Origin of the sequence: Paraburkholderia caledonica NBRC 102488, from assembly GCF_000685095.1 — a bacterium.
Lineage (GTDB): Bacteria > Pseudomonadota > Gammaproteobacteria > Burkholderiales > Burkholderiaceae > Paraburkholderia > Paraburkholderia caledonica.
Map to the genome: position 1 here is coordinate 308,243 of NZ_BAYE01000005.1, position 26,786 is coordinate 335,028.

The 26,786-nt window shown below is 64.9% G+C and carries 19 protein-coding genes; 8 read left to right on the forward strand and 11 right to left on the reverse strand.

Going from position 1 to position 26,786, the window contains the following annotated elements; translation table 11 throughout:
* The first annotated feature begins 311 nt into the window (after positions 1–311).
* Positions 312–1,637 carry an EAL domain-containing protein gene (locus BCA01S_RS13170; RefSeq protein WP_027777286.1) on the forward strand — a complete coding sequence of 442 codons (1,326 nt, stop codon included), beginning with the start codon at positions 312–314 and terminating at the stop codon, positions 1,635–1,637.
* On the opposite strand, the gene arfB is transcribed toward BCA01S_RS13170, so the two are convergent.
* The 4 genes from arfB to recC all read right to left on the reverse strand — a co-directional run bounded on the left by arfB (position 1,634) and on the right by recC (position 11,611).
* Positions 1,634–2,038 (reverse strand): alternative ribosome rescue aminoacyl-tRNA hydrolase ArfB, encoded by a 405-nt coding sequence (gene arfB, locus BCA01S_RS13175; protein WP_027777287.1) that lies wholly within the window; start codon positions 2,036–2,038, stop codon positions 1,634–1,636. The genes BCA01S_RS13170 and arfB overlap by 4 nt on opposite strands.
* A 200-nt stretch (positions 2,039–2,238) precedes the next feature.
* The gene (locus BCA01S_RS13185; protein ID WP_027777288.1) at positions 2,239–4,539 is read right to left on the reverse strand and encodes an AAA family ATPase; all 2,301 of its coding nucleotides are present in this window, start codon (positions 4,537–4,539) and stop codon (positions 2,239–2,241) included.
* Entirely contained in the window at positions 4,536–8,237 is a 3,702-nt protein-coding gene (gene recB, locus BCA01S_RS13190) for an exodeoxyribonuclease V subunit beta (RefSeq protein WP_027777289.1), read from the reverse strand. The genes BCA01S_RS13185 and recB overlap by 4 nt, the downstream gene beginning before the upstream one ends.
* The gene (gene recC / locus BCA01S_RS13195; RefSeq protein ID WP_027777290.1) at positions 8,234–11,611 is read right to left on the reverse strand and encodes an exodeoxyribonuclease V subunit gamma; all 3,378 of its coding nucleotides are present in this window, start codon (positions 11,609–11,611) and stop codon (positions 8,234–8,236) included. Before recC ends, recB begins: the two co-directional genes overlap by 4 nt.
* 224 nt (positions 11,612–11,835) lie before the next feature.
* Here recC and BCA01S_RS13200 point away from each other — a divergent pair, with 224 nt between their 5' ends.
* Positions 11,836–14,340, forward strand: coding sequence for an FUSC family protein (locus tag BCA01S_RS13200; protein ID WP_027777291.1), 2,505 nt, complete (start codon positions 11,836–11,838; stop codon positions 14,338–14,340).
* Between the two features lie 169 nt (positions 14,341–14,509).
* Here the strand turns inward: BCA01S_RS13200 and BCA01S_RS13205 are convergent, their stop codons facing one another.
* A complete protein-coding gene (locus BCA01S_RS13205) occupies positions 14,510–14,737 on the reverse strand; it encodes a hypothetical protein (RefSeq protein ID WP_020070097.1) in 228 nt (75 codons plus the stop codon).
* Between the two features lie 160 nt (positions 14,738–14,897).
* Entirely contained in the window at positions 14,898–15,365 is a 468-nt protein-coding gene (locus BCA01S_RS13210; RefSeq protein WP_020070096.1) for an Lrp/AsnC family transcriptional regulator, read from the reverse strand.
* A 264-nt stretch (positions 15,366–15,629) separates the two neighbouring features.
* Between BCA01S_RS13210 and BCA01S_RS13215 the strand changes: the two genes are divergently transcribed.
* Positions 15,630–16,133, forward strand: a complete 504-nt coding sequence (locus BCA01S_RS13215; protein ID WP_156955053.1) for a cysteine dioxygenase family protein — start codon at positions 15,630–15,632, stop codon at positions 16,131–16,133.
* 10 nt (positions 16,134–16,143) lie between these two features.
* Here BCA01S_RS13215 and BCA01S_RS13220 read toward each other — a convergent pair whose 3' ends face one another.
* From BCA01S_RS13220 to BCA01S_RS13240, 4 genes are all read right to left on the reverse strand, one after another.
* Positions 16,144–18,828: a mechanosensitive ion channel family protein gene (locus tag BCA01S_RS13220; protein WP_027777293.1), complete on the reverse strand. Its 2,685-nt coding sequence runs from the start codon at positions 18,826–18,828 to the stop codon at positions 16,144–16,146.
* 232 nt (positions 18,829–19,060) lie between these two features.
* On the reverse strand, positions 19,061–19,708 hold the full coding sequence (locus BCA01S_RS13230) for an NAD(P)-dependent oxidoreductase (RefSeq protein ID WP_027777294.1): 648 nt from the start codon (positions 19,706–19,708) through the stop codon (positions 19,061–19,063).
* A gap of 150 nt (positions 19,709–19,858) precedes the next feature.
* A complete protein-coding gene (locus BCA01S_RS13235; protein ID WP_020070091.1) occupies positions 19,859–20,314 on the reverse strand; it encodes an Rrf2 family transcriptional regulator in 456 nt (151 codons plus the stop codon).
* Between the two features lie 129 nt (positions 20,315–20,443).
* Positions 20,444–20,920: a BCAL1086 family glycoprotein gene (locus BCA01S_RS13240; protein WP_027777295.1), complete on the reverse strand. Its 477-nt coding sequence runs from the start codon at positions 20,918–20,920 to the stop codon at positions 20,444–20,446.
* 219 nt (positions 20,921–21,139) lie between these two features.
* On the opposite strand from BCA01S_RS13240, the gene BCA01S_RS13245 reads away from it, so the two are divergent.
* Both BCA01S_RS13245 and BCA01S_RS13250 read left to right on the forward strand, forming a co-directional pair.
* A complete protein-coding gene (locus tag BCA01S_RS13245; protein WP_027777296.1) occupies positions 21,140–21,721 on the forward strand; it encodes a DJ-1/PfpI family protein in 582 nt (193 codons plus the stop codon).
* A gap of 114 nt (positions 21,722–21,835) precedes the next feature.
* A complete protein-coding gene (locus BCA01S_RS13250) occupies positions 21,836–22,162 on the forward strand; it encodes a hypothetical protein (protein WP_027777297.1) in 327 nt (108 codons plus the stop codon).
* Positions 22,163–22,253: 91 nt separating this feature from the next.
* On the opposite strand, the gene BCA01S_RS13255 is transcribed toward BCA01S_RS13250, so the two are convergent.
* Positions 22,254–23,936, reverse strand: a complete 1,683-nt coding sequence (locus BCA01S_RS13255) for a sensor histidine kinase (RefSeq protein WP_027777298.1) — start codon at positions 23,934–23,936, stop codon at positions 22,254–22,256.
* A 404-nt stretch (positions 23,937–24,340) separates the two neighbouring features.
* Between BCA01S_RS13255 and BCA01S_RS13260 the strand changes: the two genes are divergently transcribed.
* From BCA01S_RS13260 to BCA01S_RS13270, 3 genes are all read left to right on the forward strand, one after another.
* The gene (locus tag BCA01S_RS13260; RefSeq protein ID WP_027777299.1) at positions 24,341–25,543 is read left to right on the forward strand and encodes an ammonium transporter; all 1,203 of its coding nucleotides are present in this window, start codon (positions 24,341–24,343) and stop codon (positions 25,541–25,543) included.
* A gap of 231 nt (positions 25,544–25,774) precedes the next feature.
* Positions 25,775–26,155 carry a fluoride efflux transporter CrcB gene (gene crcB / locus BCA01S_RS13265; protein WP_027777300.1) on the forward strand — a complete coding sequence of 127 codons (381 nt, stop codon included), beginning with the start codon at positions 25,775–25,777 and terminating at the stop codon, positions 26,153–26,155.
* 143 nt (positions 26,156–26,298) lie between these two features.
* Positions 26,299–26,772, forward strand: a complete 474-nt coding sequence (locus tag BCA01S_RS13270) for a PRC-barrel domain-containing protein (protein ID WP_027777301.1) — start codon at positions 26,299–26,301, stop codon at positions 26,770–26,772.
* Positions 26,773–26,786: the final 14 nt, after the last annotated feature.

Consider the following 26,786-nt stretch of genomic DNA (forward strand, 5'->3'; position numbering starts at 1 on the left):
GGCCGCATAGCCGGGAACGGCGGCGAGGCAAACCCGGCGCCGCGGCCTGCGTCATCGGCGAGTGGCCACGTGATCTCACAGATGTTCTGGCTGGTTTGCTCCTCTGTGACAGCCCGCACATTCATGCATTTTGCAAGCTGCTAGACTCATTTCGACCACTCCGCGGAGTTCCGCATGGCTGGCACTGCTCTCAGCGTACCAGGGTTCTTCCCACTGCGCGGTGCGGGCGTCCGCGTTGAGTATTACGTTGCGCATCCGCTGTGCGCCGAGTCTGCGCGCGCACCCCGTCACCCGATTGCCGCGATGCCACCATGTCCGCTCTCTCGCCCGTGTTTATGCCATCCGTCAGCGACGTCAGTCTGAGCGGCCTGCTTCCCCACCTGGTCCGGGGCGAATCGGGCTGGACCGCAACGTGGCGCGCGCTCACGCTGCATAGCGTGTTTCAGCCAGTGCTGTCGGTCACACATCAGTGCGTGGTCGGCTACGAGGCACTGCTGCGCGCATTCGATCCGGTCGGACTGCCAGTCTCGCCCGAGGTTCTCTTTTCGGGCACCCGCTCGGCGGCCGACGCGCGCGAACTCGACCGCATCGCGCGTTGCCTGCACGTCGCCAATTTCATGGAGCAAGGCATCAGCAGCGGATGGCTGTTTCTCAATACGCGGCCGCAGGTGTTCGAGACCGGCTGGCCGCAGCGCACTTTCATCGACGAGTTGTCCGCGCACTTCGGCCTGCCGCAGGAACGTATCGTGATCGAGGTGCTCGAGCAGCCCGCCGACGACGAGTCCGCCGTCGCCAGCATGCTGGCCGCCTCGCAGCCTCGCGATTTTCTGATCGCGATCGACGACTTCGGCACCGGCTTCTCGAACTTCGACCGCGTGTGGCGCTTCCGGCCGGACATCGTCAAGCTCGACCGCTCGCTCGTTGCGCGCGCCGGCAAACGCGAAGGCGACGACTCGATGATCGGCCATCTGATCGCGATGCTGCATCAGTCCGGCACGCTGGTGCTCGCCGAAGGCGTCGAAACAGACGAGGAACTGATGATCCTGATGCAGGCCGACGTCGATTTCGTCCAGGGTTTCTGGCTCGGCCAGCCCAATGGTTCGGTCGAGGCGGCCATTGCGAGAGTGCCGGCGCAGATCGAGTCGATGTGGGGCAAGTTCGCGGAGTACGAGCGCGCGCATGCGCGTCACAAGCAACTCGGCTTCGAAGGCTTCGCCGAAGCGGTCATGGCCGCCGCCGAGGCTTACCGGACGACGGGCGACCTGCAGCAGGCCGCGCACAACGTATGGCACCTTGGCGAGGCGCGCCGGGTGTTCATCACCGACGAGCACGGTCAGCAGACCCAGGCATCCGTCACCGCCGCCTTCGTGCCGCCGCCGCCCCAGCGGCTCGCACCGATCGCGAGCAGCGCTTGCAGCAACTGGTCGCGGCGCGCCTATCTCAAGCACGCGCTGGCCGCCCGCGGACGCGTCGCGATGATGGGTCCGCACTACTCGCTCGCGGACGGCGAAGACTGCTATACCGCGGCGCTCGCCTTCGACCGCGACGGCAAGACGCACGTGCTGTGCGTCGACTTCGTGCCGACGATGCCGGCCGGTCCCGCAATAGGGCTGCGCGCGGGCGGACGGCCTCGTTAGTCGTCCACGCGGCCGCGGCCCGATTTGATCTCGCTGCGCCTTACCTTGCTCTCGAGACGCCGTACATTCGATGCGCGTGTCGGCCGCGTCGCAACGCGCGGCTTGCGCGTCACGCTGACGCTTTCCACGAGTTCATCGAGCCGCGCGAGCGCCGCCGCGCGATTCAGTTCCTGAGTCCGGTGTTCCTGCGCCTTGATGACCACCACGCCCTCACGCGTGATCCTGCGATCGGACAACGCGAGCAGGCGCATCTTGAGCACTTCGGGCAACGACGAAGCGCGCACGTCAAAGCGCAACTGGATCGCGCTCGACACCTTGTTGACGTTCTGACCGCCCGCTCCTTGCGCACGCACTGCGGTCAGTTCGATCTCGTTCGGCGGAATGAAATAGCGGGATGTCATGACGCTAGATTGAAGAAAACACTCAAATGTAGATGGCGTGAGCGGCGCAACCTTTGCGCTCTGACGCGCGCGATCCGGCCGATGCCGCGGATCTGCAGCATCGGCTAGCGCGGCCCGAACGGTGCAGCGTGAACGGCCGGACGCATGCTTCGCGCCTGGTTGGCGGTGAAGCGTTCGCTGCCGGGATCGCGATTCATCGGCTAACGGCCGCGCGACGCCTCCTCGATTCTCGCAGCAAGGCCGGAGTCTCGCTGTGTCGGCGTGGCGATGGCCTGAGCCAGCACCGCGCTAGCGCCAATCACTTCGACGCGCTCGCGAGCGCGGGTGATCGCCGTATAAACCAGCTCGCGCGACAACACCCTGCTGAACGTGGACGGCAGCATCAACACCGCATGCTCGAACTCCGAGCCTTGTGACTTGTGCACGGTCAGCGCAAAGGCAGTGTCGTGCGGCGGCAGCGCGGCCGGCGACACCGCGCGCAGACCGCCGTCCGCGGTCCGGAAATAGACGCGCAGCGCGCCGCCCGCGCCGGGTAGCGCGATCCCGATATCGCCATTGAAGAGCCCCAGCGCGTAGTCGTTGCGTGTGACCATCACCGGCCGCCCGGCGAACCACTGCGCGCCGACTGCGAGCGTCACGCCGGCCGAGCGCCGCACCTGCGCGGCCATTAGCGCGTTCACCTGATCGACGCCGCGCGGGCCCAGGCGGGTCGCGCATAAAACCCGGAAGCGATTCAATGCGTCAAATAGCGGCAGTGGGTCCGGAGTTCCCGCCGCGAGCGCTGCGGCAAGCGCATTGGCATAAGGCGCGAAACCGACCGCGAGGCGCTCGACAGTGCGTTCGGCCAGCGCCACGTGCGCGTCTTCGTAAAGCGACGCGGCATGTTGGGTGGCGTCGTCGAGCAGCACGTCGAGCGCCGCGCTTGCCTCGCCATTGCGAATCGCCAGCGACAAACGGCCAATCGGTGATTCGAGCCCGAATCGATAATTGCGCTCCAGCCAGACGACGCAATCCGCGAGTGGGCTTTGCGACTCGTGGCCCGCCGTTCCGAATCGCGCACTGGCGGCTGATGCATCGGCGCCGTACGGATCTGCGCTGCGAGGGCCGGCGACGTTGCCGGCTAAGTTGCTGGCTAAGTTGCTGGCGACGTTGCCAGCCGCGTCGAGCGCGGCAAACAGGTCGTCGGGTGGTGCATCGAAAAGATCCGACGCGTAATTCGCGGGACGATCAGCTTGCGGAAAGCGCTCCGGCTGTTCGTCGACGTCTTCGGCCAGTCGCGGCAGTGCGTGCGCGAGTCGCGCCTCGCCGATGCCGAGCGCACCGGCGATTCGCTTCACGCCCTGCGCGCTGAACGCGGGCCGCGCGCTCAGCTCGGCGAACACAGCGCCGGCCTCTACCGCTGCGAGCTGATCTTTATCGCCGAGCATCACGAGCCGCGTGTGCGGCGCAATGGCGTCGACCAGGTGGGCTGCCATCGCGACGTCGATCATGGATGCTTCATCGATCACGACCACGTCATAAGGCAGAGGATTATCGCGATGATGCCGGAAGCGCCCGCCCGGTCCTGAGCCGAGCAGACGATGCAACGTGTACGAAGTTTGCGGCAAACGCGCGGCGAGTTCAGGCGGCAAATCCCCGGCACGCGCAAGCAGCGCTTCCTGCATGCGTTGCGCCGCTTTGCCGGTGGGCGCCGCGAGCGCGATTCGCAGATCGGCGCGCGCGTCGAGCAGGCACGCGAGCACGCCGACCACCGTTGTAGTCTTGCCTGTGCCCGGACCGCCGCTAACGATGGTGAGCCGCCCCGACAATGCCATGACAGCGGCCACGCGCTGCCAGTCGATTTCATCGTCTTTCGGGGGGCCGAAGTAGCGCACAAGCCGTTGATGGAGGGTATGGGTGGTGTCGGCGTTCGCGCTCGTACCGACTGCGGCCTCACTATCGAAGGCCGTGCCCTTTTCCCCGCCGGCTCGGCCGCGAACGCTTGCTCGCAAAGTTCCGGCGGCATGCTCAGCCGACCGCTCGCCCGCGCCGCCAACGCCCCGTCCGCTGTCAAACACACCCGCACGCATCGGTGCACCCGCATGCGCGACCAGCGCCCGAGCGAGACGCCGCTCGTAATCGTAGTAACGCGCGAGGTACAACCGCCCTTGTGCGTCGATCACCAGAGGCCGCAGTGCGGCTGCCACTTGCGACCCATCGCTCGCCATGCCGCTCGCAAACAAGGCCATCCGCACTTCGGCGGTGGACGCCTCGAACCGACGCGCGAGCGCGGCCAGCGGTACGCACACGTGCCCTTCCGCGGTCGCGCGGCTCGCCGCGAACGCGGCGCGCGCCGCCCATCTGACGGCTTCCGTCGACGCCCCGCCGCGTCGCGCCAGGGCACCGATGCGCCGAGCGAAGCCTTCCGCTAACGCAATGCTGAAATCCGCCGGCGCCGGTAAATTGACGCCGAGATCGTCAAGTTGAAGCGGCGCCGATACGGTCTGATTGAACGTGCTCATGCGGCACCTCCGATCATCGCCGCGTCGAGCAGCGCAACGAGTTCGAACGCAGGCCGCCTCACGTGCACACCGGCTTGCGCTCCCGCGTCGCGCCAATGCGGACGAACGCCGCGCACGAACAGATACAGATACCCGCCGATATGCGTCTCGTACGAATAATCGCGCACGCGTGTCTTCAGATAACGATGCAGCGCGACTGTATAAAGCAGCGCCTGCAGGTGATAGGCATGGCTCGCCATCGCCGCTTCGACCGGTGCGGCGGCGTAATCCTGCTCCGTATCGCCGAGATGGTTGGATTTCCAGTCGACAATCCAGAACCGCCCGTCGTGCTCGACGATCATGTCGATGAATCCTTTGACGAAACCTCGCAGCACACCAGGCTCGAGCGCGACGTCCGGATAGCCGTGTGCGACCAGCAATTCGCGCAGCGCGGCGAAGTCGAGCGACGGTGCCGCGAATAGGAATTCGAGTTCGTTCAGGCGCCGCCGCGGATCGAGTCGCGCCAGGGTCATGCCGGGCACGAGTTCGGTGCTGACGACGTCTGCGAGAAGTTTGTGCATCATCGCCGGCAAACGTGGAGCAAGCTCCGGCGACGCCGGCGCGGGACGCTCGTGCAACGCTCCGCGGATCGCATCCGGCCAGCTTTGCGGATCGCTGAAATCCGCGAGTTCGAACATGCGATGCAGACACTCGCCCGCCGCGGCTCCGCGCGGAAACGCGAGAATGTCGTCGGCGGCGAGGGACTTCGCCTCCAGCGCCGGCTCGGATACCGTGACCGGCGCGGCGACGAGCGCGTCGGCGATTTCATCGTGATCGGGCCGCACTTCTTCAACCGGCGGTTGCGCATCTTCGGCCTTGTGGCCTGCGACAATCAGACCGCTGAAGCTCGCCATGCGCCACTGATCGCGCAAAGACCGGCGATTGCTGCGCGCGCGCTTGTCAGCGCTGCTTTCCTGCATGCTTTCGAGCGGCGTGCGGCGCTCGACCTTCGGCAACGGTTGCAATGCGATCGGACCACCCGCCAGCGCTTGCCAGCGCGCGGACAACGCGGCCTCGTCGGGCGGATCGGCGAGCCAGCCGTCGAACTCATAGCCACCGCCGGCCACCAGCCAGTTCAACACGCTGCGGCGCGACTCTTTCGTGGAGCGCGACGACAGGTACGTGCCCGCGACGAGATAACAGCGGTACACGGCGCGAGTCAGCGCAACGTAGACGAGCCGCGCCCGTTCGGCCGCCTGCTCGCGCGCCGCATGACGGGTCGCGCGTTCGGCCTCGTCGTCGTCACAACCGTAGTGCAGCACCGCGTCGCCGCTGGCATCGTGATACTCGCGTGCGTCCGGCAAGCCCGACGACGGCGGCTCGCGCAAGCCGCCGTCGTTCAGGAACGGACAGAACACGACCGCATATTCCAGGCCCTTCGACTTGTGCACGGTAACGATCTGCACGAGATTGCGGTCCGACTCCAGCCGCAGTTGCGCCTCCTCGCCGCCGCCCTGGTTGCGCTGCGCGGCGAGCCAGCGCAACGTCGGCGCAATGCCCGGCTGCGAGGCCGCCCGCGCCTGCACGAGTTCGGCAAGGTGATTCACGTTGGTAAGACGCCGCTCGCCGTCCGTCGCCGCCACGAGCCGTTGCGCGACGCGCAGTTCGCGCATCAGGGTGCGCCACATGACGGCAAAGCCGCGCTCATGCCAGAGCGTGCGGTAGCGCGAAAAACGTTCGACCCAGCCCATTGCGTCCGCCGCGTGCGCGGGATCGTCGGCGACAGCGGGTGCGTCGGCGACCTGTTCCAGACGCCACAGCGCCGCGGCGTCCAGACCGAGCCAATCGGTCGCGAGCGCGGCGCGCAAGCGGCGCAGATCGCCAGGTGTATCGACGGCTGCGAGGACGCGCTCGATCTGCTCTGCGTCGAGCGTTGCAAAAACCGAGGCCTGCGCGAGTTCCACACTGCCGACGCCCCATGCCGCCAGCACGCGTTTGATCAGACTGCCCTGCTTGTGCGTCTGCACGAGCACCGCAATGTTGCCGGGCGCGAGCGGCGCGTCGCCGATCGTGACGGTGCCTTCGCGCGCACCGCGCAGGAGGCGCACGATCTCGGCCGCGCACGCTTCACTCGCTTCGCGCTGGGCCTGGCGTTTGGTCAATGCGCTCTCGCCTTGCGGCAACGTCCAGACGCGGAAATCGCCAGCCTCGGCGTCCGGGTCCGACAACGGCGGCCTGCGCCGTTCGCCGGCTCGCACCGGCTGATAGTCGAGGCCGTCGAGCACGAACGCCTGTGGGTTTGCCTCGAAGACCCGATTGCAAGCTTCGACGATCGGCGCCGTCGAGCGCTGGTTGACGGCAAGCGTGTAGCGCGCCGAAGCCGACGCGCGCGCCGCCAGATAAGTATGCAAATCCGCCGCGCGAAAACTGTAGATGGCCTGCTTCGGATCGCCGACCAGAAAGAGCGGACCTGCGGGCGCAAAAATGCGGCTGAAGATTGCGAACTGCAGCGGATCGGTGTCCTGGAACTCGTCGATCAACGCAGCGGGATAACGTGCTCGCAGCGCATCGGCGAGCCACGGATGCGCTGCGAGCGCACGGTAGAGATTGGACAGCAGATCGTCGAACGAAACGACGCGGCGCGTGCGCTTGCGCGTCACCAGTTCGGCGGGCGCATAGTCGAGCCAGGTCTGCATCAACGCGAGCCAGCGCGCGCGTTGCGCCGCTTCGGCCGCAACAACGGCCGCCGCCAGCGCTTCTGCATGCTCGAAGAACGCATGCTCCGGCGGTTCGAACTTGACCTTGGTGGCTTTCTTCAACGCGGAAGCCGTCAATTTGAGCGCAGCCCGCGGCGGCGGCGCATGGCAATCGCCCTGCGCGAAGTACTCGGTCCAGGCGGCGATCGCGGCGCTCACATGATCTGCCTTGTGCGTGGTCTTGCTCAAGCGGTCTTGCGCCTGTTCGAGCAGCGCCATGATCGCATCGTGCTCCGCATGCCACAGTTCGCATGCAGCGTCGAAGCCGGCTCGCGGATCGGCGCTCGGCTCGGCACCTATCACGCCCCAGCGCAGTTGCGCCAACGGCTTCTTGAGGCGCCGGGCGAGTTGTTCGTCGAGCGACGCCGGGCCGGCTCGCTTCGCCACCAGCCAGGCCGCGAACGCCGGATGCGCATGCGCGACAGGCTCGACCTGCTCGCGCCAGAAATCGGCCGCCAACTCAAAGCGCAAAGCGGCGTCGTCGGCTTCCATTTCGAACGCGAACGGCATTGCGGCGGCGAACGGCGCTTCCTGCAACGCCCGTTGGCAAAACGCGTGGATCGTGTGGATCGCCGCCTGGTCGAACGTGCGCAGCGCTCGACGCACCACCTTCAACGCCGTTTCGCGGTCGATGCCACGCTCCGGCGCGAGCGTCGTTTCGAAGAGGCGGCGAATGAACGGATCGCCGCCGTCGTCGTCCACTTCAATCGCGCGGTGCAACTCGGCGAGCCGCCCGCGAATGCGCTCGTGCAATTCGGCGGTCGCGGCCTTCGTAAAGGTCACGACGAGAATCTGGTCAGCGTTCAGATTCTTCTCGAGCAGCAATCTCACGTAGAGCGCGCAGATGTTCCACGTCTTGCCCGTACCTGCCGACGCCTCTATCTGATTAACGCCGTCGAGCGAACACGCAAATACATCGAGCTCTTCAGCGGCTAGCGCATGACGAAGCAGCGCGCCGCTCATGACACGCTCCGCAGATGCTGCAGCAACGGCTTGAAAACGATCGACGCGAGGCTGCCAAACGGTTCGTCGAGCGTAAGCGGCGTCCCTCGCAGGGCGATGCGCAATGCGGGGTCGTCGGACTCGCCGCGCACGCGGTCGTTGATCCATACGCCCTGCGCCGCCGAATCGCTTTCGCTCACCTTCGCCCACGCGCTCTTCGGGAAAAAACGCAGCGGTAGCCTGCGCCCCGACCTGAACAGCGCGGCGAGCGGCGCGAGTTCTTCGAGCGGGGCAGCAACTGGCGCGAGCTCGAAGCTCTCACCGCTGCCGTGCCAGACCGTGCGACGCGGGCCGTCGGGCAGCGCCGCGCAATAGGCGAGGTGTGCAAGCCATGCAGAAAGATAGTCGCGTGCAGTAGGTTTGGCGTAGCGAAAAATCACTTGTCCGGTTTCAGTCAGCAGGTTCAACGTGCCGTGCAGTTGCAGCGGCGTCAGCGCGGCCTCGCGAAGCTCCGCGTCATGAACGCCGAAAAGCTCGCCCGCAATGTCCGCGTTATCCGGCCAACGCGGCGCGATGTCGAGCACGAACGGCAAGCGTTCGACCCCCGATGCCACCTCGCGGCGCACGCTGTCGGCGAGCTGGCGCAACGCGCCCAGTTCGCGCGCGCGCCACACGGCGCCGGTCGCGCCGCCGGGCAACTCGGGACTCGCCTCGGCCACGCGCCGAACGCGGTCGAACATGAGATCGTCGTCTTCTATGTCAGCGTCGAGCAGCACGGGCAACAGGCGGCCGGCCAATGCATCGCGTCCGGTGTAATCGAGTTCGAACGGCTCCGTGTCGAGCAGCTCGCCCTGGGCGTCCGACAACACAATGCCGAGGCGGTCACGCAGCAGCGCGCGCGCCGGATGACGCCAGAAGCGCACGAACTCGTCGAATCCGACGGGCGCAGCATCTTCAGCGGGCAACGGTTGATCGAAAAATGGCGCGGCGCCTCGCTGCTGCGGCGCGGCGAGCAAAGTGGCAAGTTCCGCGCGATCAGCGTCGTAGGTAAACAGATCAGGCTGCGCGGTGAAGTACTCCGACGCAAACGCCTGCAACGGGTGATCGACGATGAACGCGTGGCGCGCTTCTTCTAGCTGCGCGGGACTCGCACCCTCGCCCGCCGACACCTGCGCGAGGTGGTCGAGCAGTTCGTCGACGAGCGCGGCCGGCGGCAACGGCGCATTGTCGCGGATGCTGCGGCCGGTATAAGCGATAAAGAGCCGGCTGCGCGCGGCGAGCAGCAGATCGAGAAAGAGATTGCGCTCGTCGTCGCGGCGCTGCCGGTCGCCGGCTTTGCCGAACGCGGCCATCAGATCGAATTCGTCCGCACGGGCGAGGCTCGGCAACACGCCGTCGTCCATCCCGAGCAGACAGACCACGCGGTAGGGCAAACCGCGCAAGCTCGTCAGCGACGAAAACGTCACGCTGCCCCAAGGCACGCCGCCGCGCGCGGGGTCGTCGAGTGCTTCAGTGAGCGCAACCCGCACGACTGCCGCGGGCATCGCGACCTCATGCGCGCCCGCCTGCATGGCGTCGCTCATCTTGTCGATCGCGTCGCGCACCGCGGCGAGCGACTCCGCGAATTCGACGCCGCCGTCGAAACACTGCGCAAGCGTTTCGAGCAGCAATTGCGTCCATTGGGCCGGAGTCTGTTCCGTCGCGCAGCGCACCGCGAAACTGTCTATGTCGTCGACGAAACGCGACAGGCGGCCGAGCAACTCCGCGTCCGAACCGTCGGCGCCCTCGACTGGCAGCCACTCGTCGACCGGCTCCCCGCCCTCCGGCATCGCATAGCCGAGATACAGACGGGTCAGCGCATCCGCGAAGGTGTGTCGCGCGACCGGCACGTGTTCGCCGCTTGGCTCCGCAGGCGATAGTCCGCGCCGCGCGCCGGCCGCCGCGAGCCATTCCTGCGCGGCTTCGAGCGAGCTCGCGTCGATGCCGTAACGCACGGCGACCGCGTCGACGCGCAGCCATTCGATCAGGTCCGGTGCGCCGACGCTGCGCTCGGGCAAAGCGAGCCAGTCGAGCACGAGGCGCGCGACGGGATTGGCCTGCGAAGGCGGTAAGCCCGTGATCCGATATGGAATGCGGCGCGTATCGCCACTGGGTGTAGTGCCGAACACCGCGTCGATCAACGGACCGGCAGCGGCCAGATCGGACACGGCGACGAGCACGTCGGACGGTTGCAGATCGTCGAATTCGTCGAACCAGCCGAGCAGCCGGTCGTGCAGCACTTCGAGCTGTCGCGACAGGCTGTGACACACGTGAACTTCAATGCCGCGCTCGTACGGCAACTCGTCGGCTTCGGTCTCCGGGCGCAGATCGAGAATGCCGTTTTGCACGGCGGCGAGCCAGCTCGGTTCGGGATTTTCAGAGAACTCGCCGGTCTCGCCGGAAGCCGCGCTTTCGGTGAGCTCGTGCAGCATATGCAACTGCGCCTGAGTCTGACGACCCCACTCCGCAAGCAGCGGATGACCGACTTCCTGATAGTCGAGCTGTCCTGCCGCGTCGAGCGCCTGAACCCGGCCTTCGCTCACTACGTCGAACCAGAATTCGCGGCACGGGTTCATGACGTAGAGACGCACGTCGACCCAACGCGACAGCGCACGCAGCAATGCGACGTGCAGCGGCGGCATGGTGGGTAACGCGAAAACGCTCACCGCTTCCGGCCAATTTGCTTTCGCAATGGCGTCCAGGTCGAGCGTACCGATCTCATCGAGAAAACGGTATGCGGGCGGCAATGCGGCGTCCGGCGTTTGCTCGTTGCCGGCAAGTTCAGTGAGCACAGCGCGCCACAATGCCGCTTGCCAGCGCTCGTCCTCGCGCGCCGCGTCGCTCGCGCCGACGAGGCGCGGGCCTGTGTCGTCCGCCGCGCCGCCCGCGAAGATGGAGCCGCCCTTCTGCCATTGCAGCAGCCATTCCGGACGATAGGTCAGATAGTGATCGAGCACGGTTGCCACACGCCGCGCCAGTTCGTAACGCATCGACGGATCCGCGGCATCGAGATAGGTGCGAAGACGCGGCGACGCGTTCCACGGCAGAGAATCGTGCGCATCGCCCAGCAGACGATAACAGCGCCAGACGAGCCTGTCCGGCGCGAACGGCGAATGGCGCGGCACCTCGATCACGCTACCGATTTGCGCCCACAACCATTGCGCGAGATAGCCGAAGCTGACGTTCGCGCAGACGCCCTGGCGCGCGGCGATATCGAGCTCGAGCCTGCGCCGCACAGCGGCGCTCGGGACGATCACCGGCTGCGCGGTCCAGGCGTCGGAAGGCGCTTGCGCGAGGTCATCGAGCAGCGCGCCGACAAGCGTTTCGTAGCGGTTCGAGTAGAAGAGCTGGAGCATGGATCCCGGACAAGGCGGTGTGGCGTTGCCGCATTCGCGACAAGCGCGCGAACGGCGGCAGACATTGAAGCGACAGCATAACAAAGCCGCCCGCCGCGCAGAACCTGGCCGAATGGACGAGGTCAGATCAGGCGCAAAATCAGTTAGACTCGTCGGCAGTTTGGGGCTGTCCTCGGGCTCGTGCCTTCAACCGCTTCTTGTCAGTGAATGGAATCAGGCAGTCGATGCGCTATTCGGTTGAAATAAAAAAATTCCTTTATAGCCAGTACTTTTATGGCGGCCTGCGCATCGCGGTCGGCGTGTCCCTGCCGGCCATGCTGTGCCTGATCGTGTTCCACAACCGCGAGCTGGGCTTCACGATTGCAACCGGCGCGCTCGGCGCCTGTGTCGTCGATATGCCGGGCCCACTGAAGTACAAGCACAACGAAATGCTGGCTTGCTCGGTAATCGGTTTTCTCTCCGCGCTTGCCACCGGTCTTGCCACCGTGAATCCAGTGGCGCTGTGGTGCACGGTGGTGCCGCTCACGTTCGTGCTGTCGTTGATCGTGGTGTACGGCAACCGCTGGCCGCAGATCAGCTTTGCCACGCTGTTCATGATGATCATGACGCTGGAAGAGCATTTCACGCCGATGCAGGCGCTCGTCAACGCGTCGTGGATTCTGCTGGGCGGTCTCTGGTACACGTACTGGTCGACTGCCGTTAGCCGCTGGATGATGCATCGCATCGAACAGCAGGCGCTGGCGGAGAGCGTCTTCGCCTGCGCCGATTATCTGCTCGCGCGTGCCGCGTTCTACGACCTCGACAACGACCTGGACGAGTGTTATCGCAATCTCGTCGACAAGCAGATCGCTGCAGTAGAGCGGCAGGATGCGGCGCGCGACATCGTGCTGCGCAATCTGCCGAAGTTAAAGAGCGGCAAGCTCGAGCCGCGCCGGGCAATGCTGTTCAATCTGTTCATCAATACGGTCGACCTGCACGAGTTGTTCGTCGGCGCGCATACGGACTATCCGCTCGTGCGCAATACCTTCGGCGGCACCGATCTGCTGGTGTTCTACCGCGACCTGATTCGCAAGGCCGCGAGCGATCTCGAAGAGATAGGACTCGCTGTCCTGCAAAACCATGCGCCGAGGGCGCGCGTCAACGTGAAGGCGGAGCTGCGTGCGATCGAGTTCGAGATTGAACTGATGCGCAAGCAGGAACTGCCGGCGAAGAATCCCGAGGCGTATTCAGCGGTGTCGTCCACGTTCCGCCGTGTCTGGAGCGCCACGCGTCTGATCGACAAGATGCGCAGGAGTCTGTCGAGCGATCCGAGCACGACGGAAACCGAACTGCGCCTCGATCAGGCGCTGAACCGTTTCGTGTCGAGCCGCCGCGTGCCGTTCGGCCAGATCTTCTCGAACCTGACCATGGCCTCGCCGAGCTTTCGTCACGCGCTGCGCGTGACGATCGCGGTAGCGGTGGGCTTCTGGCTCGGCCGCCTGCTGCCGCTCACCAATGCTTACTGGATCGTGATGACCACCGTCATCATTCTGAAGCCGGGCTACTCGCTGACCAAACAGCGCAACGGGCAGCGGATCGTAGGGACGTTGATCGGCTGCACGGCGAGCATCGCGCTCATGATCTTCGTGAAGGAGCCGCACATTCTGCTGGTGGTGATGTTCGCGTCGATGGTGATGAGCTATAGCCTGCTGCTGTTCAACTACACGGCGAGCGTGGTGTTCACTTCGTCATATGTGCTGCTGATGTTTCATCTGCTCGCGCCGGGCAGCATGCGGATCATCGGTGAACGCGCGATCGACACGGTAGTGGGCTGTGCGATTGCGATTGCCGCGAGCCACCTGTTCCCGTACTGGGAATATCGCCTGATGGGCAAGCTGGTCAACAACATGATCGGCGCCACGCGCCAGTTTCTCGAAGCAAGCTGGTGGTGGAGCGGCAAGCCGGCCGCCGCCTCGGTCGCCACGGTGACAGAAGCCGGCGCGCGTGCGCCGGCCGCGGCAATGGCCGATCCCGCCATCGAATTCGGCAAGCCGGTGCTGGCAGTTGCCGGCCAGGTACTGAAAGGCGCCGGTCAAGCCAGTTTGCAGACCGGAGAACCGGCCGGCACCAGCACTCCCGCAAACAACACTGGTAAGGGATCAAACGGGCTGGCCGCCTCGGGCGTTTCGACGCTCGGCAGCACGGCGGCAAAGCCTGTCGCAGGCGCATCGCCCGCGGCCGCGGCTGCGGCAACCGCACTCGATCGCGATTACCGTTATCGACTCGCGCGCAAGAACGTCCACGTGGCGTTCGCTAATCTGGGGCAGGCGTTCCAGCGCATGATGCTCGAACCGAAATCGGCGCAAAAGTTCGTGCCCGAACTGAACGGCCTGCTCCTGCGCAGCCATGTGCTCGCTTCGCAGATCACGGCGGCCGCGCCGCTGCTGCGCACATCAACGCAACAGGCAGACGGCGTGTCGCTACAACCGCTGCAACGGGCGTTCAGCCTCGTGCGCGACAATCTCACCGAAGCCGAGGCCGGCACTGCGCCGCCCGCGGATCAGGGCGAGCAGATCAGGCAACTCACCCGCGAGCTCGACACGATGGTGGTCGAAGCGGAGAAATCGAAGGAATATTCGGCGGAAGCAGTGCACGACATGAAGCTGCTCGTGCATCAATGCAAGCAGATGCTGGCCGCGGCGGCGCTGATTCGCAAGGATGCAAGTTTGATTCGCCTGCCCGATGAGTGACGTGGCCGACCGAAGCTCAACCGAGGTGCGCCCGGGTTTGGCATGGCTCCGGCATTGGCTCCTGCATGACTTCGACAATTCCTACGAGACGCAAACCGTGGCCTTCCGTCTCGCGCGATTCGCCCCACCAGAGCCAGATCGGCGCTCAGACACGCTGAGCGCCGTAACCTCACTGTGCCGTCCCGCTCGCAGGCTTCATTGCGGTGGCCGCCGCGCTCGTTGCCGTCGCTGCAGCCGCGCCCGATGAAATAGACACCGCCGGCGCATTGCTGCTGTCGAACTCGCGCTTTTCCTTGATCGCGTTGTAGAACAGCGTTGCAATCACCAGCAGCACCGCGACCACGATGAAGACGGCGATGCCCAACGTCGGATTTTTCTTGCGCGGCGGTTTGTTCATGAGACGGCTCGGACCGCGAGGCGAATCGCGGAAGATAGCGGAGAAGGCGGCATTCTACGCCGACCCACCTTGCACTCGCCTTGCAGCCGGCAGCGCTGAAAGACTTAGCGAGCCGCGACGGCCCCTACGCAGAGAACGCGCACTTCGCCCGAGGCTCGCCTTACACGACTGCGGCGGGCCGCACCGGCAGCGCTGTCGAATACTTGATCTGCTCCATCGCGAAACTCGAACTCACGTCGTACAGCGGCACCGCCGCGATCAATTGCTTGTATACGCGGTCGTAGTCGTCGATGTCGGAGACCACCACGCGCAGCAGGTAGTCTGTCTCGCCGCTCATCCGGTACACCTCGACCACCTCGGGAATGTCCTGCACCGCCTGCGTGAAGCTTTGCGCCCACGCCTGCGTGTGCTGATTCGTGCGCACCGCGACGAATACTGTCGTGCCGACCCCGAGCTTGCGCGCATCGCACAGCGCCACCTGCGCGCGAATCACGCCGGTCTCCTTCAGACGCTGCAGCCGCTTCCAGCAAGGCGTTTGCGACAGATTCACGCGCTGTGCCAGTTCGGCAATTGGCATGGTCGCGTCTTCCTGCAACAGCTCCAGCAACTTCCGGTCGATGATATCCATTCCCACCGTCTCGCCCCTTTAGGAAATTATTCTACTTTTCAAACTGCACGGGGAATTATATGGAAACTCTTTCTCCGGGCAAAACGGTATAAATGTTCCAACCTGAAAAACGTCGGCAAGCCATGCCGCTCAACGAACTTGGACCACGACCTCCGTTCCCCCGCCCGACTCCCCGCTCAGTTCGCGCAGCCTCACGGACACCACGCTTCGCGACACGCCGGGCATCACGACCCTCTCGCACGACTGTGCAACGCACTCGACGCGATGTTCGAAGCCTGCGCAACTTCTCCGGAGCCTTCGCATTCCACTTTCTTCGCGCGCAGCATGCGCATCGCGCTAGCGCAAGCAGCGGCCGACCCCGCGATGCTGAAGCCCTGGCAACGGGAGGCGTCGCTGGATAACTACCGCCGGCATCTACTCGCCGCCGATCCGCAGGGCCGCTACGCAATTGCCGCACTCGTCTGGCTGCCGCATCAGGCGAGTCCAGTGCATGCGCATCACACGTGGTGTGGATACGCGGTGCTCGACGGCACATTGAACGAGACTGTTTTCGAATGGAACGGCTCGGAGGACTTCGCCATCGCAACGCGCTCGCAGGCGCGCCCGCGCGGCGCGGTTTCTTTTGTGCGCAGCGGCCGGGGCAACATTCATCGGCTGGGCAATTGCAGCGATGCCCCCGCGGTGTCGTTGCACGTGTATGGCGTGCCGGGCGCGTGCATCGGAACGCATGTCAACGATGTAGTGCGCGTCGCATCCGCGCTTGGCTAGCGCCTGAGAATCAAGCCTTGCCCTCGCCCGCCGTGGGAATCTGCGGCGGAATTGGCGCGGTCTGTCCCGTCGGCGGCGGCGCCGGCCGTGGCTCATGCGACACATCGCGCGCTGCGACGACAGCCGGATGCGCGCCGCGTATCGGCGGCGCTTTCTCCTGATGCCCGACTGCATGCTCGTGCTGACGCGCACGTCCTTCCGCGTGGGCATCAGCGCGGGCAGGCGAGTGTGCATCCGCATGCTCATGCGGCGCGACCCCGAGCACGTCTTCGTCATGCAAAGGCTGCCCCTCGCTGTCTTTCGACGACGTGAACACGCGCATCTGCGGCACCGGGATCTCAATGCCGGCCTCGTCCATCTTGCGCTTGAGCCGCAGATTGAACGCGCGCGCCACGCTCCATTGCTGCAGCGGCCGCGTCTTGATCTGCCCTTTGACGACCATCCAGTTCGGGTCGAAACGGTCGAGCCCCCACACCTCGATCGGCCCCAGCATCTCGCGACGGTAACGGAAGTCGGCCATCAGATCGGCACCGACTTCGCGAATCAATTGAGTGATTTCATCGACGTCGGTCGAGAACGACATCCGCACTTCGAACACTGCGTAGGCAAAGTCGCGCGACAGGTTCTTGACGATCTTGATCTGCGAAAACGGAATTGCGTGGATCGCGCCCTGGCCGTCGCGTAACCGCACGGTGCGGATGGACAAATGCTCGACCGTGCCTGCATGACCGCCGTCCACGTCGATCCAGTCGCCCACCGAAATCGTATCTTCGATGATGATGAAAAGCCCCGTAATCAGGTCGGTCACGAGCGACTGCGCGCCGAAACCGATCGCAAGGCCGATCACTCCGGCGCCCGCGAGCAGCGGCGTCACGTTGATGCCGAGATTCGCCGCCGTAACGATGCCCGCTATCGTCATGATGCTGACGAGCAGCACATTGCGCACGAGCGGCAACATCGTTCGAGCCCGCATGCTCGGACCGCGCGACTTGTTGCGCGTACTGCCGGGGTTAAGCGCCTCGGTGATCGCGGTGTCGACGAGAATCCACAGCAGCCACGCAATGAACACGGTGGCCACGATCGCCGTCACCGCATGCGCGATACCGCGCGCGGCCACGTTTTCCTCGACGACCGCCGCAAGCGAAACGCCCCACAATCGGGCCGCCAGCTCGAAGAAAAACAGCCAGATGAAAAGCGTCAGCAAAGTGCCGCAAAAACGCAGCAACCGCGTCAGATACGGAGAGCGCCGCCGCGCGCGCGCGCTGCGTGGACGCGTCATCCGTAAAACGATGGCCGAAAGGAAAAACGCCAGCACCAGCAGCAGTGCGGTCACCACCGAGATTTGCAGCACGTTCTCGCTCGAACCGGAGCCGCCGAGCGTGGCGACCACCGAGGCTGCCGCCAGCACGAGAACAGGCACGTGCCAGAGCGCGGCGAGCACGTCGAAAGCATCGGTCGCCGCTTTATGATCGTTGCGTTGGTCGTAAGGCCGGTTGCGGATCAGATGAGCGACCGGCCGGCGAAACGCGAGCGCGAAATAGCCGGTCAGCACGGCGGCCGTCATGTTGGCGGCGGTCGAAACCAGTGCGGCCAGATTCGAGCCCATCTGATGCGCGACGTCGTAATTGACGGCCGCATCGCCGAGCGCGCCGCAGACGCCGACCGCAAACAGCAGGCGCCGCGCATGATCGATCAGCAAACGTACCGCGGTTCGCCGGTGTCCCGAGCCGAACAGCGAAAACATGATCAGACAGATCGCCGAAAACACGGCACCCGCGACAATCGCATACGCGACGACCATACCGAGCGTGCGCCCGAGCGCATCGGGCATCGCGCGCACGAACAGCAGCGCGGCGACGAACGCGATGACCCACGGCCCGACGCGCCGCAACGCGAAGATCAGCAACTCCCGCGTAGTGGGATTCGGATTGAGGCCGATTACGATGCCAAGTCGCCGATAGAGCCTGTGCTGCAGATAAATCAGCGCGGCTGCGCATGCGCCCCAGCCGGCCAGCATCGCGAACATCGAAAAGAGGATTCGGCCGAGGCTTTCGTGGCCCTGGCCCGAGATGATCGTGTAGAGCTCGTTGCCGGCCGCGTTGAAGCGCCCGCCCCAGTAGCGCACGGGCGTGCGGCCTTCATGCACGTCCGATTCGAACGACGCGATGCCCGACGCAATCGCGCCGAGCAGACCAGGGCTCTGCTGCGCCGGCGCGGGCGCGAGCGGGCCGACGGTTCGGGAGACGTCGCGCAGCTTCTTCAACTGGGCGACGAGCGCGCTGCGCTGCCGGTCGTTGTCGAGCGTGGCGATCACGCTGTCGAGCGAACGCGCGATCTCCGCCTGGCTAGCGGGCGACGGCGCCGAAGCGGCGTCCGCAGCCGACGCGGCGGACGCCGCCGAAGCGGGCGCCACGGTCGCGCTGTTGATCAGGCTTTGCAACGCCGGGATGACGGGCGTGCCGGTGGTCGCGTCGGCTGCCTGCGCGTTGGTGGGGAACCACGCGGTCCAAAGAAAGAGCGCGACGAAGATCGCGACCGGCCATACGCTAAGCCGGCTCGTGCCGGGCGGGCACGCGCCGCGACGGATCAGGAATCCGATCCGGGCAAAAAGACGGGGAAATGCAGCGTGAATCGGGAAAAGCCCGCCGTTTGACGGCGCAGCCTCAGACTCACGCCGCGACGGGCATGACTGCATGGCAATCCGTGAGAAAACGGGAGACGCCAGTGTAGCCCCAGTTTGCCCGCCTGCAACCGGACATGCGTAACCGATTGTTAGGACGCTTGCACGAGTTCTTGCGCGCAGCGTGCGCGGCGCCGGTCGGGCTAACGCGCGTTGCGGTCGTTGCCGGCGGCGCCTGACCGGCTATCGTCGGCTGTGCGGCGTGCCCGATGTGCCGCGGTGCCGCGCAACGAACGCACGCCCACGCTCAATAAGCGACAGTTGCAATCTGGCGGACGAAACGGCCCTGCTCCAGTTCGTCGACGAACGCGATTGCGTAATCCTCGGCGGAAATCCGGCTGTTGCCCTGCGCGTCGGCAATCAGCGAGTCGGTGCCGGTGCGGAACGTGCCGGAGCGCTCGCCAGGAGCGATGATCGCGGCCGGCGAGAAGAACGTCCAGTCGAGATCCGCGACGCTGCGGTAATAGCTCAACACCTCGCGGTGAGCCAGCGCGACGGCCTTATAGGCGTCCGGGAAACCCTCGGTGTCGACGAGTTGCTTGCCTGGAGCGACTTCGAGCGAGCCTGCGCCGCCCACCACGACCAGGCGCTTGAGCCCCGCCGCGCGCACACCTTCGACGAGCGCACGGCTCGCCTTGTCCAGCAAGCCGACGTCGGCTTGCGGCGGCGCATACGCGCTCGCCACTACGTCGTGACCGCGCACCGCCGCGCCTACGCTCGCCGCGTCGAGCAGATCGGCTTGTGCCGCTTTCAGATTCGGCACGCCGGCCGGCACGCGCGCCGGGTTGCGCGCGAGCGCCGTCACCTGATGCCCGCGACGCGCTGCTTCCGCCGCGATCCGCGAACCGATCATGCCGGTGGCGCCAAACAACGCGATCTTCAACTGTTTGCTCATTTCAACTGCTCCTGTCATGGTTCATATGTAACTGACTTGATTACATATACATCGAAAAAAACAGGGGCTTGGGCCCCGGGGTTCCTGCGAAACAATCATTGCGAAACATTCATTGCGAATCGACGCGCGCCGCAGCAGAAAGCGCCCGCATCACGCAGGCGGTCGACGCTTGCGCTCCCTCGTGCGCTCGGCACGCAACAGGTCTGCTGTCGCATCGGCCAGCGTTCGTTGCGCGAGCGACGCCTCCATGGCCTGCTGCGCTTCGTCGATGATTCCACGCAGCACGACCTGAATATTGCGCCCCACCATGCAGGCCGGATTCGGCTCCTCGCGGTGAAGCGCGAACAGCTGCGCGTCGTCCACCGCGCGGTACACGTCGAGCAAGGAAATCTGCTCGGGCGCGCGAGCCAGCAGCGCGCCGCCGCCCGCACCGAGTTGCGACGTGGTGAGGCCCGCCTCGGCAAGCATAGTCAGAAGCCGCCGGATGAGCGCGGGATTCGTATTCACGCTGCCCGCGATCATTTCTGACGAAAGCGGCGCGCCCTCCTGTAGCGACAGCAACGCGAGCACATGCACAGCAAATGCAAACCGGCTACTCGTGTTCACAACAACCCGTCCTGCGACGACAATGTGTAACCATGGTAATTACATTTATGGACGCTGTCAAACGCGCTGCTGGACGCATGGTTACCGCGCCCGAGCGGGGACACGCGGTTCAGCGGGCTCAGGCGCATCTCACTTGTCCATCTGCTTTTGCGCGTCGCCGCCGTAGTTCGAACCGGGCGACGAAGCAGCGGCGTTCGTCGACGAAGCCGTGCTCTGCGCCGACCATTCCTGCAGCTTGCGCCCGGCGTTCTCCAAACTCTGGCCCGTCAGCGACGCCGCTTTGCCAAGCTGCAGATTGGCTGTACTTGCCGCGTTTTGCAGATTGGCTTGCGCGCTCGAAGCGAGCGCATTGGGGTCGATGGTGACCGTCGGCGCCGAGGCCGATTCGAGGTTCTGCTGCGCGGCGGATTTCGTCTCGTCGACCTTCTGGCCGACGTAGCTCGCAGCCTGATCGAGCTTCTGGCCGGCGGCCTGCGCCGCGTCGTTGAGCTTGCCGGCCACCTGCCCCGCCGACGCATCGTTCTTCTGGCAAGCCGCGAGACCGCCGAATACGAAGAGGACCACGGCGGCACGGCGCAGCAACGGAGAACGGAAAGATGAAGTCATGTGAATTTTGAACCGCCCGAGGCGGCTTAGCTGACGAAAACGCGCCCATCATACGCCGTTGCCGCGAAGCGCCGCGCAAGCAGTTCATGCAGGACGGATCGACGCAGCGGCCGGCCGCGGCAGTCGCCGTTCTGTCAAACGTTGTGCGGTAGACTGGCTGCGGGCGATCAAGGTCCGTCCAGGGTTAGCTGTGTTCCATTGATCAATCGGAGGCATACGATGGCGGCAAAGAAAATTCTGTTTATCACCGGCGATTTCGCCGAGGATTACGAGACGATGGTGCCGTTCCAGGCACTGCAGGCGGTCGGCCATGTAGTCGACGCCGTGTGCCCCGGCAAGAAAGCAGGCGATCGGATCAAGACCGCGATTCACGATTTCGAAGGCGATCAGACGTACACGGAAAAGCCGGGCCATCTGTTTGCGCTGAACGCGTCGTTCGAAGATGTCGATCCGCGCCAATACGATGCACTCGCTATCGCCGGCGGGCGCGCACCCGAGTATCTGCGGCTCAATCCCAAAGTGATCGAGCTCGTGCGGCAGTTCGCGGAAGCCGGCAAACCGATCGCCGCCATCTGTCACGCCGCCCAACTGCTGGCAGCCGCCGACGTCATCCGCGGCAAGCGCATTTCCGCTTACCCGGCCTGCGCGCCCGAGGTCAAACTCGCTGGCGGCGAGTTCGCCGACATTCCGGTCGACGCCGCCATCACCGACGCCAACTTCGTGACCGCTCCCGCGTGGCCTGCTCATCCCGAATGGCTTCGTCAGTTCCTGGTTCTGCTGGGCACGCGTATCGAGCTTTGAGTCAGTTCAAGCGCCGCGCCGCTGTTGGCGGCAAGCGCGGCATTTGAGAGTCGTCCTATAGTTCGCGTTGGAGGGCCTTCCTATAGTCAAGGGCTGACTTGGGAGCGCTCTTCGATGGAACTGACCGACTGGATCGTGATTCTCGCCATCACGCTGATGACGATTGCTTTTCGCTGCGCGCACACGCCGGCTGGCTGGTCGCGAGAGAACCGCGCGCGGCGCCTCGCGGGAACGCGGATGCTGGTGCTAGCTGCCTGCTCCGTCTGGGCAGCTTTGCTGATCGTGGCGCGCTGTGTGTTCGCGCTCGACGGTTTGCTCGGGCTGCGTCCAACGTTTCAGGAAGTGCTCGCCGTCGTCGCTATTCTGCTTGCGTGCGGCTGCTACTGGTCGGTGCGCGGCCGGCGGCTCCTGAAGCCGCGCCGTCTGTTTATCTCCTGCTAACCGGCGACGGCGTTTAAATGGCGCCGCACGCCGTACCCCGTACGCCGCGCTCATGGGCTGCAGGCTTTACGACGAAACCTGCCAGCCCGCCTCAACGCCCCATCCGCTGATTCCCCTGTTCATCGGCCATCGCCTGATCGTTCGCGGCGAGCGCGCCGGCACGGACTTCGGCAGCCGCCAATGCCGACCGTGCACCGGCTTCGGGCAGCGACAGGTAGAACGTCGTGCCCACCCCTTCCGTCGACTCCGCCCACACGCGTCCGCCATGCCGCTCCACGACGCGCCGCACGAGCGCGAGGCCGATGCCCTCTCCCGCCACCGCCGTGCCGTGCAATCTTTGAAAAGCGTTGAATAGCCGGGGCAGCGCGATCGCCGGAATGCCCAGCCCGTTGTCGCGCACGTAAAAGATTCGCAGCGATTGCACGCCGGGCGGCGCAGGCGTCGTACCGATCTCTATGCGGCCTTCGCGCGACGGATCGAGATAATTCACCGCATTCCCGATCAGATTGGCGAACACCTGTTCGAGCGCGGTCGGGTCGCCCCACACAGCCGGCAGTTCGCCTACATGCACTTGCGCGTTGCGAGCGCGAATCGAGCCTTGCATCGCGTCGATCACGCGCTGCACGATATCGCACACTTCGACTTTCTGATGCCGGTATTCGACGCGGCCAATGCGAGAGAGCCGCAACAACGCGTCGATGATGTGCGACGCGCGCAGCACCGCCGTCTGCAAATAGTGGAGCGCTTCCCCGATATCCTCATCGACTATCCGTTCGATGCGCTGCCGGATCTGCGCCGGGAGCGACGAGTCGCTAACCGCCGCTCGCAGTTCCTCGCAAGCGCGGATCAGTTCCTTCGAAAAGCCTTGCAGATTAACAAGCGGCACGCGCAGGTCATGCGACACGCTGTAAATGAACATCTCGTTTTCCTGCGTCTGCTGCCGCAAACTTTCGTTGATGCGCGACAGTTCGTCCGCACGGCGCGCAAGGTCCGCCTGAAAGCGCGCCTGAATTCGCTCCGCTTCCAGCAGACGCCGGCTAGTCTCATGCAGCGTCAGATCGAGGCGCGCGATTTCATCGTGACCCGGCTCGATGGGCGCGAGCGGCTCGTTGCCTGCAAGGCGCCCGGCGTTGTCGGAGAGAAGCGCAAGCCGTCCGCGCACCCCGCGCGTGAAAAGCCACACGGCGAGCGCCACGAACAGTAACGAACCGAACACCGCCGCGACCACGAGCGTCTGCTGCCGCTCGCGGGCGGCATCGGCGTCGCTCGCACGCTGCGCCTCCAGACGCCGCTCTTCCGCCTGAAAGGCGGCCAGTTGCTGGCGAAAACGATCGAGCACGTCCGCCTGAGCCAGCTCGCTGAACCGGCTGACAAGGTCTCTACGGCGCCCCGAATGCAACATGTCCTGCGAGCGATCGGACCATTGCCGATAGACCTGCACTGCCTGACGCACCTGGACCACGCGTTCGACCTGCGCCGGATTGTCCGATACAAGTTCGGCGAGTTGATCTATGCGTCGATCGACGTCGACCCATACGGACAGCGGCGTCACGAAGCGGTTGTCGGCGGCGAGCACTGCGCCGCGCAACGCGACGGACTCGCCTAGTACCGGTTCCAGGATCGCCGTGGTCTGGCGCATCACCTCCTGGCCGTGAGCGGCCCTGCGCTCGGCTTCGGCCGCGTCCGACTGCGCCATGACTAGGCCGGACAGAAGGGCCAGTTCGAAGACAGCAGGAATCGCAATCAGCAGCAGGCCTTTAGTGGTAAGTCGCATGCGCACGCGTTGAAGGGTGGGCCGGCAGATTGTGCGCGGTACGGCACATTATGTCGGCGTTTGCTTACGAAACAAAGCGACGCACCACTGGCTGAGTGTCACCTGCTAAATCAATCGGGAGCCGGTACGGGCGCCGACGGGGCTCCCGGGCATTCGGCAGCATCCGTAAGCAAGACGAAAAATTGCGAACCAACTTGGTTCATGCGTTACCAAAACGGGACGCATACGCACATTTATTGTGCTTTCGATGTGCGTCAGAGGTGCGCAACTCGACAAGCAGACGCACAGTCGCGCGCGTGCAGCTCCCTCGCAGTGCTCACTGCACCGGCACAGCGCTTCACAGCACCGTTTTGGCCCGCTTCTTGCATTCTTGCGCGGCTTTTTGGCACAAGCGGAAACAATCGATGGAAAGCTTCAAATCCGGGACCGATACCCTCTTTCTCCTGCTCGGAGCCGCGATGGTGCTCGCGATGCACGCAGGATTTGCGTTCCTTGAACTGGGCACGGTGCGCAAGAAAAACCAGGTCAACGCGCTCGTAAAGATTCTGGTGGACTTTTCCGTCTCGACGATCGCCTATTTTTTCATCGGTTATACGATCGCCTACGGCGCGCAGTTCTTCGGCAACGCCGAATCGCTCGCGGCTCACAACGGCTACGCGCTGGTGCGCTTCTTCTTCCTGTTGACGTTCGCCGCCGCCATTCCGGCGATCGTCTCCGGCGGCATCGCCGAGCGCTCGAAATTCAATCCGCAACTCTTCGCGACTTTTGTTCTGGTCGGCTTCGTCTATCCGTTCTTCGAGGGGATCGCCTGGAACGAGCGCTTCGGCGTACAGAACTGGATCAGTCAGACGTTCGGTGCGCCGTTCCATGACTTCGCGGGGTCGGTCGTCGTTCACGCGTTTGGCGGCTGGGTCGCGCTGCCCGCGGTGTTGCTGCTCGGTGCGCGCCACGGCCGCTATCACCGCGATGGCGGTATTGCCGCGCATCCGCCATCGAATATTCCGTTTCTCGCGCTCGGCGCGTGGGTGCTCGCGGTCGGCTGGTTCGGCTTTAACGTGATGAGCGCGCAAACGGTCGACAAGATCAGCGGCCTCGTCGCCGTCAATTCGTTGATGGCGATGGTCGGCGGCACGTTGACCGCCTGGCTCGCGGGACGCAACGACCCCGGCTTCACCTACAACGGGCCGCTCGCCGGGCTGGTCGCCGTGTGCGCCGGCTCGGACCTGATGCATCCGCTCGGCGCGCTCGTCACGGGCGGCATCGCCGGCGCGCTGTTCGTCTATATGTTCACGTGCGTGCAGAACCGCTGGCGCATCGACGACGTGCTCGGCGTCTGGCCGCTACACGGTCTGTGCGGCGCGTGGGGCGGCATCGCGGCAGGCATCTTCGGCTTGCGCGCGCTCGGCGGCCTGGGCGGCGTCTCGTTCGGCGCACAGGTGATCGGCACGCTGGGCGGTATCGTCGTGGCTTCGCTCGGCGGCACGCTCGTCTATGGCGCCATCCGCCTGACGGTGGGCCTGCGCCTCGATCAGGAGGACGAGTACAACGGCGCTGACCTGTCGATCCACAAAATCTCTGCTACGCCGGAGCGCGAAAGCCTGGGCTGATGGCATGCGCTGGCCGCGCCGGGCCGGCTCGTGCGACCTGTCCCCATGGAATAGCGAATGTTAGACTTGCGCGCTGCAGGCTGAACACTCGAAAGGGTTGCCATGCGCTCGGCATGGCATGTCCGCTCATGTTCCCGTCCGAACGACGCCTGCTTCCCCGGAACAGAGCCAACGCGACATTGCGTCCCCTCCGCCCGGTTTGTTGACACCCACGTTTCGCCTGGCACTCTCATGTATTGGTCGATACTCGCGGTCGCCGTCGGCGGCGCACTTGGCTCGTTATTGCGCTGGTTTCTCGGTCTGCGTCTGAATGCGCTCTTTCCGTCGTTGCCGCTCGGCACCTTCGCGGCGAATGTGATCGCCGGCTACATAATCGGCGTGGCCGTCGCGGGCTTCGCGCGCGCGCCGCAGATTGCGCCCGAGTGGCGGCTTTTCGTCATCACCGGAATGATGGGCGGACTGTCCACCTTCTCGACCTTTTCGGCCGAAGTCGTGCAGCACCTGCAGGACGGCCGCCTCGGCTGGGCCGCCGGCGAAATCGCGATACATGTGGGCGCGTCGCTCGTCATGACGATTCTCGGCATTGCCACGGTTACGCTGCTGTCGCGTTAAGCAACGCTCGCCGGGGCCCACTACCTCGTTTCTTTCGTCCCTTTATGGCTCTCGCATTGCCGTTGCGCCGCAGTTGACGCGGCCCGTAGTGGGCACAGCGATTGCGCGTTTCAAAGCGCACCCTTTCCATACGGAGGTGAAAGATGGGCTCAATCAATCCGCAAGGCGCCCTTGGCGGCGGAGCGAAAATTGTCGGCGGCGGTATCGGCGAAGGTCCAGGGCCCGACGTCATGGCTGCGGCCACGCTCGACGGCACGAAGGTGATGTCGTCGGATGGTGAGCATGTCGGCAAGATTTCCGACATCATGCTGGACGTCCGTAATGGACGCATCGCGTACGCGGTGCTATCCGAAGGCGGGTTCCTTGGTATGGGAGCGAATCTGCACGCCATTCCCTGGAGTGCGCTGACTCTCGATACCGACCAGAAGTGCTTCTTCGTCGACATCACGGCGCAACGTCTGAAGGACGACCCGGGCTTCGACCCGGACCACTGGCCGGCAATGGCCGACTCGACCTGGGGCGAATCGACCTATAGCTACTACAACCGGCAGCCGTACTGGTCGGCGACCCGGGAAGTCGTCGAGGAAGACCCCGCCATCCGGCCGAGTGAGCACTGACGCGAGCTAGCGCT